The following is a 15,116-nucleotide window of genomic DNA, read 5'->3' as shown; positions in this document are numbered from 1 at the left end:
AATGGATTTGATGCAATGGCTCACCACCGATCTGAACGGAGAGTTCATCCTCACGCTGTTGGTGTCTATGCTTCCCGTGGTGGAGCTGCGAGGGGGAATTCCCTTCGGCGTGGCGGCGGGACTGCCGGTTTGGGCGGCGTACCTGGCGGCGGTGATCGGAAACCTGCTCCCCGTCCCCTTTATTGTGGTGTATATCCAGCGTATTTTTATGTTCATGCGCCAGAATATGCCCCGACTCAACAGCGTGGTGGATAAGATGGAGCAGAAGGCCCACCTGAAAAGCGCCTCGGTGCTGAAGTATCAGTATCTGGGCCTGGCTATCTTCGTGGCCATCCCCCTGCCAGGCACCGGAGCCTGGACCGGGGCCCTGGTGGCCGCCTTCCTGGACATGCGCCTGAAAAAGGCCATGCCCTCCATTATGGGCGGTGTGCTGTCCGCCGGCCTTATCATCAGCATTCTCTCCTACGGCGTGAAGAGCCTCTTTTAAGGAACGCTTTCTGTGACCACCTCCAATCTTTGGGCATAGAATGCCACAAAGGTGGTGGATGGTCATGGGAATGTATTTGGCCTTTACGGTGCTGGGACTGTTGGCGGCCTTTGGGCTGCTGGCCCTGTGCTGGCTCCTTCTGGGGCGGCTGTTGCTCCCTATCCCTCTGAACCTCACCGTCTCCCTGACCGGACACGGGGACGGGGAGGGGCTGGAGCAGGGGGTGCGGGCGCTGCACTGGCTGCGCCGCACTGGACTGTGGCAGGGCGACATCCGCATCGTGGACGGAGGGCTGTCGCCCCGTGGTCTGGCTGTGGCCCGGCGGCTGGTGGAGGACTGCCACGCACAACTACACATCTAAGATTCTCAAAAATGCAAGCATTTTTTCGAGTGGATGCAGCCCACTGCATGCATCATCGGGTCAAAGACGACCCGATGCCACACTGGCGGGCTGAGAAGTGTTTTTTTCGATGCGCATGTCCCCGAAAAAAACGGATTTTAATTTATTTTCCAATCTTCGGATGGGAAAACTCTGCCGAGGGCTTTTTTCAAACACAAGACGCTCTGACTTTCTTGCATAGATATGAGGTTTTTACAGTCTAAGCCCTCCAGAATTGTTCTGGAGGGCTTATATGAAAGGAATGATGGTTATGGAAATTCAACAGGCCATGGACGAGCTGGAGCAGCTGCAAAAAAAGCTGTACGCTTACACGGTAGCCCAGTCCTCTCTGTACTTAGACGGGGTCACCGTGGCCCCCCGGGATACCGCCGCTGGCCGTGGGGTGGCCCTGGGCATTCTGGCCGGGGAGCAGCACAAGATTTTCTCTGACCCCAAGGTGGGGGAGATGCTGGAGACCCTGGCCCAGGCCGGGGAGCAGCTCACCGCCGAGCAGCGCCGCCAGGTGGAGCTGCTCACCCGGGAGTACCGCCAGCTCTCCCGCATTCCCGCCCAGGAGTACATGGAGTATGCCATGCTCATCAATGAGGCCGAGAATGTGTGGCACCGGGCCAAGGAGACCAACGACTTCCCCCTCTTTGCCCCAGTGCTGGAGAAGGTGGTGGACTATAACCGCCGCTTTGCCGGGTATTACGACCCTGACAAGGCCCCCTATGACGCCCTGCTCAACGAGTATGAGCGTGGCATCACCATGGAGCAGCTGGACCAGTTCTTCGCCACGGTGCGGGACAGGCTGGTGCCTATCATCCATGCCATTGGGGAGAAGGAACAGCCGGACGTGAGCTTCCTCCACCGCCGCTACCCCGTGGAGGATCAGCGGAAGTTCTCCGACTACCTCATGGAGGTCATGGGTCTGGACCGGGGCCACTGCGCCATCGGGGAGACCGAGCACCCCTTCACCCTGGGCTTTAATACCCAGGATCTGCGCATCACCACCCACTACTTGGAGAATGACGTGGCCAGCTCCATGTATTCCGTCATCCACGAGGGGGGACATGCCCGGTATGAGCTGGACGTGAACCCGGACTATGACTACACCTGCCTCACCGGCGGGGCCTCCATGGGCATCCACGAGAGCCAGTCCCGGTTCTATGAGAATATCATCGGCCGCTCCTTGCCCTTTATTGAGGCCATCTTCCCCAAGATGCAGGAGTTCTTCCCCCAGCAGCTCTCCGACGTGACCGCCCAGCAGATGTACCGGGCGGTGAACATGGCCCAGCCCTCCCTCATTCGCACCGAGGCTGACGAGCTTACCTACTGCCTCCACGTGATGGTGCGCTATGAGATGGAAAAGCAGCTCATTGGCGGCACTCTGGCGGTGAAGGACGTGCCTGCTGAGTGGAATCGACTGTATAAGGAGTATCTGGGGGTGGACGTGCCCGACGACACCCACGGCTGTCTCCAGGATTCCCACTGGTCCGGCGGCATGATCGGCTACTTCCCCTCCTATGCCCTGGGCAGCGCTTACGGGGCCCAGATGCTGCGCAACATGGAGAAGGACGTGGACGTGTGGGGCAGCGTGGCCCGAGGGGACCTGAGCCAGGTCACCGGGTGGCTCACTGAGAAAATCCACCGCTATGGCTGTATGCTGGACCCCAAGGAGCTGGTACAGCAGGCATGTGGAGACTTCGACCCCACGGTGTACACCGACTATCTCACGGAGAAATACTCCAAACTCTACAACTTGTGAGGTGACAGACATGGCGTGGACCTTGGAACAGATGGAAGAGCAGAGCCGTCAGGCCGTCTGTGAACTGCTGGAGGTGTCCGGCATGACCTCCGGCCAGATTCTGGTGGTGGGCTGTTCCTCCTCTGAGGTGGTGGGGGGCCACATCGGCAAGGCCTCCAGCCTGGAGACTGCCCAGGCCATCTTCCGAGGAATTTGGCCTGTGGTGCAGGAGAGAGGCATCTTTTTGGCTGCTCAGTGCTGCGAGCACTTAAACCGGGCCCTGATCATCGAGGCGGCATGTGCGGAGAAATACGGCTATGAGCCGGTGTGCGTGGTGCCCCAGCCCAAGGCGGGAGGCTCCTTTGCCACCACCGCCTGGCAGAACTTTGAGCACCCGGTGGCGGTGGAGCACATCCGGGCCCACGGCGGCCTGGATATTGGCGGAACCCTCATCGGGATGCACCTGAAAGACGTGGCGGTGCCCGTGCGCCTGAGCCTGGACCATATCGGGGAGGGGCTGCTGCTGTGCGCCCGCACCCGGCCTAAGTTCATCGGAGGCAGCCGGGCGGTGTACGATGGAGACCCCCGGTAATCGCCTATTTGCGGGGGCAGTCATCCGGGGCGAGCGCCTGCGCCGGGACTGGAGCCAGGAGGGGCTGTGCCGTGGGATTTGCACTGTGTCCTACCTCTCCAAAATCGAGCAGGGCAAGGCAGAGGGCAGCCCGGATGTGATACGCCTGCTGCTGGAGCGGCTGGAGGTGCCCTGGTACGAGGACCAGGAGACCATGGAAGTGGGGGAGAAGTGGGTGGAGCGCTGCTATGAGGCGGTGCTGTCCTGCGACCCAGAGGACCCTGGTGATCTGGCTCCCGAGTTTGATGCCCAGGGGCCCCGGCTGGCAAGCAGCCCCTATGGGTTGGATGTGGCAGTGCTGCGGGGCTTTGTTCACCCGGAACAGCCCATGGAGGACACCGGACTGGAGGAGTATCTGGACCGCCGCCAGCTGGCCCTGTGGCGGGTGCAGCAGGAGCGCTACCAGGAGGCGCTGGACCTGTACCCCTGCGCCTATACCTGGTTGCGGGCAGGGATGGAGCGCTATGTCCGGGGGGACAGCTACACCGCCGCGGTGGAGTGCCTGAGCCAGGCCTACCAGCGGGCCAGTGAGCAGGGGTATGTGCGTTTGATGCTGCTTGCCAAGCTGTATATGGGCAACTGCTACTGCAACCAGCTCCATTTGGAGCAGATGGAGGAGCAGTACCGGGTGGCACGGCGACTGGCCCAGGCCCTGGGGGATGAGAGCATTCTGCGCAGCATCGCCTATAATCAGGCTTCGGGATACCTGGAGTGCGGGGAATACCAGAATGCCTATGCCTATTTCTCCACGGTGGACGACCCCACGGTGATGGACCTGCACAAGCTGGCCCTGTGCTGTGAGAAGCTGGGGTTGATCGGAGAAGCCCTGGAGGCCCTGGACCGGGCAGACAGGATAAACTGGAACATGGAGTTGGGCAGACAGATGTGCCATCTGGTGCGCTACCGCCTGGAGTATCCCGACTATCTGCGCCACACGGAATACGGGGCGCAGCTCTTACAGGTGTTCCAGGACTGCCAGACCCAGCTTCCCATCGGCTATGCGGCGTTCCACCTGCCCTGGGTGCTGGAGTGGTACACGGCAAACCGACAGTACCGCAACGCCTACGAGCTTCTCCGGAATTTTCCCATCAGAGTGGATTTATAACCCAGTAAGGCCCTTCCTTGGGAGAACATTTTCCCAAAGGAAGGGCCTTTTTCTACCCTTATACCCTGTGCTACCATGAATGTGAGGTGAAAGATATGAGACAGACCCTTTGGACGAAAAACTTTACCCTAGTCACCCTGGCCACAACCCTGGGGGCTGTGGGTGGTATTGTAGGCAGCTTTGCCCTGTCCTTTCTGGTCTTTGACGAGACGGGGAGCACCTTGGCCTCCGCCCTCATTCTGGCCATTCAGCTGGTACCCTACTTTGTCATCCCCCTGTTTGCTGCGCCTTGGATGGACCGAATGCCCCGCAAGCCCTTCCTGGTGGGCGGGGATGTGGTCAACGGTGTGCTCTATGGGGCGGCGGGGCTCTACCTGATGTTCTGGGATTTTCACTACCTGGGCTATCTGGGCTTTTCCCTGCTGCTGGCCTCCCTGGAGGCATTTGACCAACTGGCCTACAACAGCATCTATCCCAAGCTCCTTCCCAGCGGCCTGGAGGAGAAGGGGTATGCGGTGTCCGCCACCCTCTACCCGGTGCTCAAGGTCATCATGACCCCGGTGGCGGCGATGCTGCTGGACACGGTGGGGGTGGCGTGGATTCTCCTCATCCAGGCCGGGCTGTCCCTGCTGGCGGCGGGGGTGGAGAGCCACATTCAGCTGGTGGAGCAGGTGGAGAAGGGGGGAGCCCGGTTCTCCCTGGCACTGTGGTGGGGGGACATCCGGGAGGCCGCCCGGTACCTCCAACAGGAGAAGGGCCTGCGCAGCATCTACAGTTACATGGCGGTGACCAACGGAGTGGCCAGCGGCTATGCCCCGCTGCTGGTGGCCTTTTTCCGCACCATGCCGGGGATGAGCGCTTTCCTGTACGGCCTATTCTCGGTGGCGGAGTTTGTGGGGCGCAGCCTGGGTGGTGTGGTACAGTACCGGGTGCGTATCCCCGATGAGAAGAAATACGGCTTTGCCTTCTTCGTCTACCAGTTCTACGAGGTCATGGACCTATGCCTGCTGTGGCTGCCCTATCCCCTGATGCTCCTCAACCGGGCAAGTGCAGGTTTTCTGGGGGTGAACAGCGCCACCATGCGCCAGGCGGCGGTGCAGCGGTACCTTCCCGAGGGGCTCCGGGCCAGAATCAACGCCTTTGAGAGCATGTGCATTATGGCTGCTTCCAGCCTGTGCAGCCTGGGGATGGGAGCACTGGGGGAGGTGCTGGATGTAAGGGTGTGTGTCACCCTGGGAGCTGCCTTTACTCTAGTGGTGTGCTGGCTCACCATCTGGAAAAACCGGACACAAGTGCGGCAGGTCTATCAGCCTGGGCGGGATGGAGAATGAAATGCATGTTTCTGGGATTTTGAGACAGAATACCAGAAAAGGAGGCGCACGCCATGCCTGTTCTCACCCTCTGTCTCACCACGGTGGGGTCCTTTGCCGTTTTATTTCTGTCGGCGAAACTCATCGGACACAAGCAGATTGCCCAGTTGGACTTTTTCGACTATATCACCGGAATCACCATCGGCTCCATCGCCGCCGAGATGGCCACTGAGCTGGAGGAGCCCTGGAAACCCATGATCGCCATGGTGATCTACGGCGGCATCACCCTGGCTTTGAGCCTCATTCGCCGCATGGGGCTGGACCGGACCTGGCTGGACAAGCAGCTCAAGCAACGCCACATTTCCTCGGCCAAAGAGGTGTTCTTGGCGGTGTGTGACCGCAACTTGAAATTTGTGCTCTTCAAAAAATAGCGATGAAATACCCCCGGCTGTATGTATTGACAGCCGGGGGTATTTTGTCTAGTGATTTACTTCTTCCAGCCCGTTGGGGGTCAGTTTCAGCACCCGCTGGCACACCTGGGAGAGGTATTGCCGATCGTGGGACACGCTGAGGATGGCTCCCGGGAACTCCGCCAGAACCTGGCGAATTACTGGGGCGGAGAGGGGAGAGAAGTTGCGGGTGGGCTCGTCCAGCAACAGGACATTGCTGCCACGGAGCACCATAGCCAGAAACAGCAGCTTGGCACACTGGCCTCCGCTGAGGGAGGCGGCGGGATGGTCCATCTCCTCCGCCTGGTACTTCATGGACCCCAGCAGGGTGCGGGCCCGGGTGATGTCCTCTTTCCGCCCGGAGGGGGCCAGAATCTCCACGGGAGTCAGGCCCCGGGGCAGCTGGTCGAAGTAGTTCTGGGCCATATAGGCGGCCCGAATGTCGTCCCGGGGCAAAAGCTGGTCTGCCAACAACTTGAGCAGGGTGGACTTGCCCACTCCGTTGGGGCCTATAATGCCAATCTTCTCAGGGCCAGTCACCCAAAGATGAATGTTTTGGGCCAATACCCGATCTCCAGCGGTGAGCTGGGGCAGGTCCAGGCGTAACACCGTTTTTCCGGCGGGCAGTGCAGCCTTGACCGGGTCAAAGGCGGCCAGGATGGCCTCCTCCCACTCAGGCATGGGGGTCATCTGTTCCGCCTCTCGCTGGAAGCGGCGGCCGATGGCCTGCACCGTGTGCATCTTCTTTTTCAGCAGACGGCCGCCGTGGGGGTCCTGCCGGGAGATGGTGGCCTGTTGGTGGTCCACCTTGTCCCGAATCTTCCGATAGGTCTCCAGCTTGGCCTGGTATTGGGCGTGCTCCTTCCGGGAGATCTGCTCCTGTTGGGCAAAGGCCGCCTGGCGCTGGGCGGTATAGGATGCATAGTCCAGATTGGATACCGAGCACCGGGCGGTGGTGCGGCGGCGCAGCCGCTCCAGATGGATGACCACGTTGGCGGTGCGGGTGAGCAGCAGCTGGTCGTGGGAGACATAGATCACAGGGACGGGGCAGGAGAGGAGAAATTCCTCCAGCCACTCCACGGTCTCCACATCCAGATCGTTGGACGGCTCGTCCAACAGGAGCAGGTCGGGCTGGGCCAGCAACAGCAGAGCCAGGCGCAGCTTCACCCGTTCACCCCCGGACAGGGTGGACATGGGCCGCCAATCGTAGAACAGCCCCTCGTCCAGCCTCAGCTGTCGGGCGGTGCGGGAGAGTTCTCTGGGGTCGGCATCCTCAAAGGCGGGAGTGGAGCGGCAGTAGTCCAGTACCGATAGCTCCAGTGCTTCCGGGGAGAGCTCCTGGGCCAGATACCCCTTGCGGCATCCGTGGTCGATGACCTCTCCCGTCCAGTCGGCATAGGCCTCCACCAGGGCGGGGTCATACAGAAGCTTGAGTACCGTGGATTTTCCGTTTCCCTCCTCGCCGATGATGGCGGCCCGATCTCCCGAACCCAGCACGAAGCTCAGGTCGTCCACCAGGACCGTGAGGTCTTTTTTGTGGGTGATAGTGAGGTGTTTTACTTGCATCATGGTCAATCGCTCCTTTCGCAGCAAAGAAAAAAGTCTGTCCTCGCATGACACGAGGACAGACTGACGCAACGAAAGGCAAACCCTGTACAAAGGGAGAACATCTCCCCAGACAGAGTGGTCAGTAAACTGTTCCTCGCGTCACGAAAACCAAGGCCCATGGCTTCATGGACCAAACACTGGTATACAATCATGACAGGAAACAGTTTACTTGTTCATACTTTCACCCTTTGCGTATGAGATTAAAAATAGTGTAGCACAGATAAAATCTGCCGTCAAGAGAGGGCGGCTCAGGCAGTGTGGTGCAGCCCATCTTCCAAGCGCCGGAACAGGCGGCTGAGAGTGACCACGGCCGCAATGGCCAGAATGACCTCGGCACAGAACTGGGCCCAAGCCAGGCCATACAGGGGGAAGAGTCGATTGAGCATGTACAGGGCGGGAATTTCCAATACTACCTTACGGAGAATGGCGAAGATCAGGGAGTTCCGTCCCAGACCGCAGGCCTGGAAGACACCCACCGCCAAGAAGTCGGTGGCAAAGAAGGGGAGAGCCAGACACATGGCCCGCAGGAAGGAGCTGCCGTAGGAGACTACCTCCGGGTTGCTCATAAACAGAGTGATGAGCTGGGGACTGAAAAGGAAGTAGCAGGCGGTGACCACCACCAGGGAGGACACAGAGATTTTGGCAGTAAAGGTGATGCCGTGCTTCATACGCCGGTAGTTTCGGCTGGCGTAGTTGTAACTCACCAGGGGCATGAGACCTTGAGACAGGCCCATAGCCACATACATGGGTACCATGTAGATTTTGTAGGAGATGCCCATAGCTGCCACGGCATTGGCGCCAAAGGGGGCGGTGAAGTTGTTGAGCACCGTCATGCCCGTGACGTTGAGCAGGTTTTGGATGGAGGCGGGGATGCCCACGCCGCACACTCCTTTGACGATGTCACCTTGGAAGGTGAAGTGCTTGGGGTGGATGCGCACAAAGGTGTTGCCCCGGCGCACCCACAGCAGGACAAAGAAGTACAGACAGGCCACACAGTTGGAGATGCAGGTGGCCAGACCAGCTCCGGCCGCCCCCATGTGGAAGCCCCAGGGGAGGATGAAGATGGGGTCGAGAATGATGTTGAGCAGACATCCACTCATGGTGCCGATGCTGGCGTGGAGGGAGGCGCCTTCTGAGCGCACCAAGTAGGCCATGACTACGTTCAAAATGGCGGGAACGGCCCCCAGTCCGGTGGTCCAGGTCAGATACCCGGTGGTGCTGGCGGCGGTCTGGGCGTCGGCACCCAACACCGTCAACAGGGGCACACGCAGGAGAAAATAGAACACCGAGAAGAGCATGCCGCAGAGAATGGAGCAGTAGAAGCCAAAGGCAGAGCTCTTATACACGGTGTCGTAGTCTTTTCGTCCCAGAGCGCGGCTCATCATGCTGGAGCTGCCCACGCCGAAGAGGTTGTTGACGGCGTTGAAGGCCAACAGAACCGGAGCGGCCAGAGTGACGGCGGCGTTTTCTATGGGATCATTGAGCATACCCACAAAAAAGGTATCTGCCAGGTTGTACAGCACCATCACCAGGGAACTCATCACCGTGGGGATGGCCAGGGTGGCAATGGCCTTGGGAATGGGAGTGGATTCAAAGAGCTGGGTTTTGTCGTTGGGGTTCAAGGGTAAAACTCCCCTCCTTTGAAAATTTGTATTATTTTATTATACGCCTTTCCCCAGAAAAGGGCAAGATAAGGAGGGGCGCCCGTGGCACAAGAGGGGAGCATCATACTTTCGGCCGATTTACGAGTCGCCTTTTCGTGTATTAAAATACCCGCATTGGAACAGAAAGGAGCAATTGTTTGATGAAATCGACCAATGGGAAAGGTGGTCTGGTGAAAAAGCTGCTGGGGGTGGCGGTATCGGCGGCTCTGTTTTTGTGCCTGGTGCTCATGGCCGAAGCGCAGTCTGAGAATGGGACAAGCTATGTGGCTCTGGGCGACAGCATTTCCTCCGGGTACGGGCTGGAAGAGGACACGTTGAGTTTTGCCCAGCGGGTGGCCCAGGACAATGGCCTGGAGTTGACCAATTTGGCCCAGGATGGAGAGACGGCTACCTCTCTGCTGGACAAGCTACAGACAGACCAGGTTTCCGCAGCGGTTTCCCAGGCGGATATCATTACCATAACGGTGGGCGGCAATGATCTGATGAACGCCCTGTATGCCTATCTGACCGATGCGTATAACCAGCGCAACCCCGAGAACCCCACCACCCAGGAGGACATGAAGAATGCTGTCATGGGTGGAGATATGGGCGTTCTCACCTTTGCCCTGGAAGTAGGACCTGGGTTTTCCAATTCGGAGCGGGCCACCCAGGCGCTGGCCGACTTTCATACCCACTTGACCCAGATGGTCTTGGATATCCGCGCGGAGAATCCCCAGGTTCAGCTGGTGGTGGTGGAGCAGTACAACCCGTACAGCTATTTGGTCAAGGAGCTGTCCAAGAACCCCATCTTCGCCAGTTCGGCCCAGAGCCTGTGCGCTGCCTTTGGGGCGGGAGTGGCAGACATCAACAACGTGATCGCTGCGGTGGCACAGCAGCAGGAGTGTGCGGTGGCCAAGGTGTATGATGCCTTTGAAACCGCCCACGAAAACCCCTGTAATGCCTCTGTATCCATTCCTGTAAAACTGAACCTGGATTTCCACCCCAATGCATACGGACATGGGCTCATTGCCCAGCAGGTCACCGACCTCCTGGCCCAGCAGGTCATCGTGCCCACGGAGGATGTGGTGGTGGAAGATCAGCCCCAGGGAGATGTGAGCAATCCTGCCGCAACCCAGACACCCACACCCCCAGTCCAAACACAGGACGTGTTCCAGGCACAGCAGCCTCCGGCAACCGGAGATACCAGTGATCTGGTGATTTGGATGATTCTGGTGTGTATCTCGGGAGCCTGTCTGGTAGCAGTTACCATTTTGCTGAACCGACGCAAGGGTGGAAAACACGAATCTTGATCAATCATGAGAAAGACAAACGCCGGGGGACAGAGGACCGCTCTGTTGCCCCGGCTGTTCGGTGCACACAACCTTCACAGGAACTTTACACAAGTTGGATGGCGAGTGGCAGGACGGGAGACTATACTGGAGACCATAGACTAGGAAGAATCTCTAGGAGTGGTGATTGTTATGCTGCCTTGTCAGAAGACCTGTCCCAGCTACCAGGAGGGGTGCCACAAGACCTGTGCCAACTGGCTGTTGTTCCAGCGCAGGCAGAAGGAGCAGCGGGAGGCCAAGAAGGCCTATCTCCGCTACCACATGGCCCGGTGCACCCAGGCGGTCCACCAGTTGGAGAGCCTCCAGGTACGCCGCCAAGTATGGTAATACCAATTGTAGAGAGATGAAAAGCCCCCGCCCTTCGGTTTGCGCCGGAGGGCGGGGGCTTTTGACGACTCAAGGGGGGCTTGAGATCGTTGCAAGGGGATTACTGGTCGGCCTCGTCCTTGCGGCGGGTCACCACGTAGGCGGCGCCAGCCAGGGAGATCACGCCAGCCGTGGCCCAAGCGGCCAGGTGGCTGTTGTCGCCGGTCTGAGGCACCTTCTCGGGCTTGGTGGTGGCCTCAGGCTTGCTGGAAGCTTCAGGCTTGGCAGAGGCCTCGGGCTTGTCGGTGGTCTCGGGAGTGCCGTCGGCGGTGAGGCCGTCCATGGCGGCGGTGAGGGCAGCCACGGCGTCGTTCACAGTCTTCTGATCGTCCACAGACAGGCTGTTGTCCGCCATCACAGCCTGGGCATTGGCCAGAGCGGTGCGGAAGGTGGCCACAGCCTCAGCGGGATAGCCGTCCAGGTTCATGTTCTCGGCCTGGTTGATGAGGTCATCCAGGATGGACTTGTCGGCCTTGAAGCGCTGGGCCATGATGGCCTCCAGCAGCTCATCACAGGCGGTCTCTACCTCAGCCTGGGTGGCGTTGGGATCGTCATAGACGGTCTGGGCCTTCTCCAGAGCATCCAGCAGCATCTGCCAGTTGGTCTCCACATACTTGTCGGCATTCTCCACCATGCCGTTGGCACGGTCGATGAGCAGCTCCAGCATGGACTTGTCGCAGCGCAGCTGCTGAGCCTCAATGGCCTCCAGCAGGGCGGCATAAGCGGCGTCTACCTCATACTGCAGAGCGTCGGGGTCAGCGGACACGGCTTCGGCCTTGTCCAGGGCGTCCAGCAGCATCTGCCAGTTGGTGTCCATGTACTGGTCCTCGTTGGCCACCATTTCCTTGGCCCGCTCAATGAGCAGGTTCAGAGCTTCCTTGTCACCCTGGGTGAAGTCCAGCAGGTGCACAGCCTCGAACAGGTCCTCAGTGGCCTTGTCCACCTCGGGCTGGGTGGCGTTGGGGTCAGCCAGAACGGCCTGGGCCTGGTCCAGAGCAGCCTGGTACTTGGCGGCCACAGTGGGGATGAGGTTGCTGGTATCCTGGGCAGCGGCGTAGTCATACACCTTTTGCAGCAGAGCCTTGCTGGCCTCGGTGGCGGGCTCGTCGGTGTCGGTCAGCTGGTCGATGGCAGTACGCAGGGCAGCCACGGCCTCAGCAGTGTCCTTGCTGTCCTCGGCGTACAGCTTCTGCACCTCGATGAGGGCGTCGATCATGGTGTTGACGGCGGCCACATCCTTGCCGGTGATGTCGATGGCCTCAGCCTCGGCGATGATGTCCCGGACGGTGGTGTCCTCGGGAATCTGCTCGTAGGTGAACTGAACCTCGGAGATCTGATACCAGTTCTTCTTGGTGGCAGTGAGCAGAACTCGGACGTACTTGACCACGGTGGAGTCAAACTCGATGGTGGTGTCAGAAGAAGAGCTGTCCAGGTGGCCCACGGTGGTCCAGGTCTCCTTGTCGGTGGACACCTGAACGTCGGCACCCTCCAGAATGTCAGCGCCCACGTTGCTGGGCTGCACCACGCGAATCTGAGACATGTTCACAGCCTGGGGGAAGGTGAACACGAACTCCTTGCCAGCCTCCTGGTCCTTCTCGAACCAGCACTTGGTGTTCAGGTTGCCGTCCAGCATCTTGTCATAGCTGTAGCTCTGATAGTAGCTGTCGGTGGCGGTGACGGTGGGAGTGTTGCCGTCGGGCAGCATGAGAGCGGCCTTGGCGGTGTTCACAGACTCCAGGGCGGCGGCCACAGCCTGGGCGTCATTGCCCTGGGAGTACAGAACCTCTTCCGCAGCGTTCACAGCGGCCTTGTACTCGGTGTAGCCGGACTGATAGCCAATGTCGGTGAGGGGGAACTGGGTCTCCACATACAGAGCGAAGTTCTTGAGCAGAACGGCCTTGGCCTTGGCCTCGGTGAGGGCGGCCAGAGCCTCGTCCACCGCCAGCTGCTCGCTGTCCTCCTGGTCATACACGGCCTGGGCAGCGTCCAGAGCGGTCTGGTACTCGGCGAAGGTGGCGGGGATGTAGTCGGCGGCGTTGAGCTTTGCCTCCAGCTCGGCGCCCAGATCGGTCTTGTCGGTGAACAGGGTGTAGGTGAAGGTGTACACGTCACCTTCCTTGGAGTAGGTGCCGGAGACGGTGCCCTCGCTCACCAGCTTGTAGCCGTAGATGTCGTCGGCGGTGAAGGAGTAGTCGTTGCCGATGGTGCCGTACTTCACCACGTCCTCCTTGAGCACCTTGCCGGTGTCGCTGACGTACCGCAGGGTGACGGTGCCCAGGCTCTCAGCGCTCTGGAACTCACCGGCGTCGGGGAGGGTGGAGCCCTTCTCAAAGCCAGCCACGTTGCCCAGCACCTGATAGTTCTCCTTGAACTGCTCGAAGTTGATGGTGGCGTTGCTCTCCACGTTCCAGGCCTTGGAGGCCAGAGCACGCAGCTCGTCGGCGATGTCCTCGGTGATCACGTCTTCATCCACCAGGGTGGGGTTGTCGCACCAGATGCCCATGGCGGCACCCTTGATGGAGGGGTGATCATCGGCAATGGTGTTGGAGGAGAACTTACCGGGGGTCCAGTTCTCGAAAATGTTCTTGTCCTGGTTCAGGACATCGAAGGAGTGCTGTTCACGGCCGTCGGTGGGCTTATCGTTGCGCAGCACATAGTAGAAGAAGCTGGAGTTGATGTTGTAGATGGTGTCGTGACCCTTGTCGATGAAGGTCTGGAGTCTGGCGATGTCCCGGTTCCAGGTCATCTGGGACCAGAAGTCAATGCCGATGTAGTCGTGCATGACAATGCGCTGAGCTCCTTCCCAGGAATTCTCGCCGTAGTACAGGCCGTCGTTCCACACACGGGGAGTGAAGCCCTTGGAGTGGACATACTCGGCCAGCTCGTTGATGTAGTTGGCCAGCACGTCCTTCCACTGGTACTCAGAGCCCAGGGTCTTCTTGGCGTAGTCGTTGAGCACGCTCTTGTACTCGGTGGTGAAGGGGGCGCGGTCAAACTCCATGTACTCGTCGCCGCCGATGTGGAAGTCGGTGCAGCCCTCAAACAGCTCCATGTACTCATCGTACAGAGAGTAGATGTACTCCACAGCCTCAGGGTTGGTCACGTCCAAACCGGACTTGTAGTGAGAGCCCTTGTTGCTGATCTGGCCATACTCGGGGTGGGCACGGAGAATCTGGTCCACATGGCCGGGGCTGTCAAAGGAGGGGATGACCTTCACGCCGTACTTCTCAGCCTCAGCCAGAATCTCCCGCACCTCGTCCTTGGTCAGGTACTCGTCAGAGACGATGGAGGGGTCGGTCTCACACTCAATGCGGAAGCCCAGGTTCTCAGAGAAGTGGATCTGGATGGCGTTCATCTTCAGGAAGGACATCTCACGGATTTGGCGGATGAACCAGTCCTTGCTGATGTACTTACGGGCACAGTCCACATGGAGACGGCGCTCGGCCACGTCGGGATAGTCCACGATGGTGCCGTAGGGCAGACCGTCGTTGGCCACCATGTAGTTCTGGATGGTGCGCAGGGCGTACATGACGGCGTTCTCGCTGGCGGCGGTGATGACCACGCCGTCGGCGCCGATGTCAATGCGATAGGCCTCGGTGCTCTCAGAGCCGTCATACAGGGAGCTGTCGGTGTCCAGCTTGATGAGCACATCAGCGGAAGCCACGTCCTCCTCGTTGGCGTACACCATGGTGAAGGGGGTGGAGGAGACCACTTCCTTCTCCACAAACTCGGAGTTGACCAGCTTCACCACTTCGGCCAGACGCTCGTTCTCCACGTTCTCCTGGGTGGCCAGCACAGCCAGGCGGGTGGAGGGAGACATCACCCAGGTCTGCTGGGAATCGTCCACGGTGTACTTCTGGACAATGGGGTTGACCAGAGTGGCCAGGTCCTCACTGCTGCGCACGTTCATGGACACGGAGGTGTTGTCCGTGGCTCGAGCCTGGGGCAGGGTAAAGGGGGCGGACAGGCTGAAGGTCAGGGCGGTGGCCAGTGCCAGGGCGGCCACCCGTTTGTTCTTTGCTTTCATTGTTTCAAATCCTTT

The 15,116-nt window shown here is 59.6% G+C and carries 12 protein-coding genes; 9 read left to right on the top strand and 3 right to left on the bottom strand.

What is annotated here, in order from left to right:
* Position 1: 1 nt before the first annotated feature.
* From B5F98_RS04965 to B5F98_RS04935, 7 genes are all read left to right on the top strand, one after another.
* On the top strand, positions 2–487 hold the full coding sequence (locus B5F98_RS04965) for a small multi-drug export protein (RefSeq protein WP_343219393.1): 486 nt from the start codon (positions 2–4) through the stop codon (positions 485–487).
* A 64-nt stretch (positions 488–551) separates the two neighbouring features.
* Positions 552–848, top strand: a complete 297-nt coding sequence (locus tag B5F98_RS04960) for a hypothetical protein (protein ID WP_087230954.1) — start codon at positions 552–554, stop codon at positions 846–848.
* A gap of 289 nt (positions 849–1,137) precedes the next feature.
* Entirely contained in the window at positions 1,138–2,634 is a 1,497-nt protein-coding gene (locus B5F98_RS04955; protein WP_087370076.1) for a carboxypeptidase M32, read from the top strand.
* A 10-nt stretch (positions 2,635–2,644) separates the two neighbouring features.
* Positions 2,645–3,205, top strand: coding sequence for a TIGR01440 family protein (locus B5F98_RS04950; protein ID WP_087370011.1), 561 nt, complete (start codon positions 2,645–2,647; stop codon positions 3,203–3,205).
* On the top strand, positions 3,189–4,349 hold the full coding sequence (locus tag B5F98_RS04945; protein WP_087370009.1) for a helix-turn-helix transcriptional regulator: 1,161 nt from the start codon (positions 3,189–3,191) through the stop codon (positions 4,347–4,349). The genes B5F98_RS04950 and B5F98_RS04945 overlap by 17 nt, the downstream gene beginning before the upstream one ends.
* A 95-nt stretch (positions 4,350–4,444) precedes the next feature.
* Entirely contained in the window at positions 4,445–5,680 is a 1,236-nt protein-coding gene (locus tag B5F98_RS04940) for an MFS transporter (protein WP_087370007.1), read from the top strand.
* A gap of 53 nt (positions 5,681–5,733) precedes the next feature.
* Positions 5,734–6,090, top strand: a complete 357-nt coding sequence (locus B5F98_RS04935; RefSeq protein ID WP_087370005.1) for a hypothetical protein — start codon at positions 5,734–5,736, stop codon at positions 6,088–6,090.
* Positions 6,091–6,138: 48 nt separating this feature from the next.
* On the opposite strand, the gene B5F98_RS04930 is transcribed toward B5F98_RS04935, so the two are convergent.
* Positions 6,139–7,677, bottom strand: coding sequence for an ATP-binding cassette domain-containing protein (locus B5F98_RS04930; RefSeq protein ID WP_087370003.1), 1,539 nt, complete (start codon positions 7,675–7,677; stop codon positions 6,139–6,141).
* Between the two features lie 287 nt (positions 7,678–7,964).
* Positions 7,965–9,338 (bottom strand): MATE family efflux transporter, encoded by a 1,374-nt coding sequence (locus B5F98_RS04925; RefSeq protein ID WP_242961601.1) that lies wholly within the window; start codon positions 9,336–9,338, stop codon positions 7,965–7,967.
* A gap of 182 nt (positions 9,339–9,520) precedes the next feature.
* On the opposite strand from B5F98_RS04925, the gene B5F98_RS04920 reads away from it, so the two are divergent.
* Positions 9,521–10,669 carry a GDSL-type esterase/lipase family protein gene (locus B5F98_RS04920; RefSeq protein ID WP_087370001.1) on the top strand — a complete coding sequence of 383 codons (1,149 nt, stop codon included), beginning with the start codon at positions 9,521–9,523 and terminating at the stop codon, positions 10,667–10,669.
* 171 nt (positions 10,670–10,840) lie between these two features.
* Complete coding sequence (locus B5F98_RS04915) at positions 10,841–11,035, top strand: hypothetical protein (protein WP_087369999.1); 195 nt, start codon at positions 10,841–10,843, stop codon at positions 11,033–11,035.
* A 100-nt stretch (positions 11,036–11,135) separates the two neighbouring features.
* Here the strand turns inward: B5F98_RS04915 and B5F98_RS04910 are convergent, their stop codons facing one another.
* Positions 11,136–15,101 carry a family 20 glycosylhydrolase gene (locus B5F98_RS04910; RefSeq protein ID WP_087369997.1) on the bottom strand — a complete coding sequence of 1,322 codons (3,966 nt, stop codon included), beginning with the start codon at positions 15,099–15,101 and terminating at the stop codon, positions 11,136–11,138.
* Positions 15,102–15,116: the final 15 nt, after the last annotated feature.

It is taken from the genome of Pseudoflavonifractor sp. An44 (assembly GCF_002161675.1).
Taxonomy (GTDB): domain Bacteria; phylum Bacillota; class Clostridia; order Oscillospirales; family Oscillospiraceae; genus Enterenecus; species Enterenecus faecium.
Note: the sequence above shows the minus strand (reverse complement) of the source record. Positions and strands in the feature narration are given on the sequence as shown.

What these genes read in the sequence shown, in the direction of transcription:
- B5F98_RS04965 (WP_343219393.1), top strand. Translation starts at nt 2, where the DNA reads ATGGATTTGATGCAATGGCTCACCACCGATCTGAACGGAGAGTTCATC.
- B5F98_RS04960 (WP_087230954.1), top strand. Translation starts at nt 552, where the DNA reads ATGGGAATGTATTTGGCCTTTACGGTGCTGGGACTGTTGGCGGCCTTT.
- B5F98_RS04955 (WP_087370076.1), top strand. Translation starts at nt 1,138, where the DNA reads ATGGAAATTCAACAGGCCATGGACGAGCTGGAGCAGCTGCAAAAAAAG.
- B5F98_RS04950 (WP_087370011.1), top strand. Translation starts at nt 2,645, where the DNA reads ATGGCGTGGACCTTGGAACAGATGGAAGAGCAGAGCCGTCAGGCCGTC.
- B5F98_RS04945 (WP_087370009.1), top strand. Translation starts at nt 3,189, where the DNA reads ATGGAGACCCCCGGTAATCGCCTATTTGCGGGGGCAGTCATCCGGGGC.
- B5F98_RS04940 (WP_087370007.1), top strand. Translation starts at nt 4,445, where the DNA reads ATGAGACAGACCCTTTGGACGAAAAACTTTACCCTAGTCACCCTGGCC.
- B5F98_RS04935 (WP_087370005.1), top strand. Translation starts at nt 5,734, where the DNA reads ATGCCTGTTCTCACCCTCTGTCTCACCACGGTGGGGTCCTTTGCCGTT.
- B5F98_RS04930 (WP_087370003.1), bottom strand. Translation starts at nt 7,677, where the DNA reads ATGATGCAAGTAAAACACCTCACTATCACCCACAAAAAAGACCTCACG.
- B5F98_RS04920 (WP_087370001.1), top strand. Translation starts at nt 9,521, where the DNA reads ATGAAATCGACCAATGGGAAAGGTGGTCTGGTGAAAAAGCTGCTGGGG.
- B5F98_RS04915 (WP_087369999.1), top strand. Translation starts at nt 10,841, where the DNA reads ATGCTGCCTTGTCAGAAGACCTGTCCCAGCTACCAGGAGGGGTGCCAC.
- B5F98_RS04910 (WP_087369997.1), bottom strand. Translation starts at nt 15,101, where the DNA reads ATGAAAGCAAAGAACAAACGGGTGGCCGCCCTGGCACTGGCCACCGCC.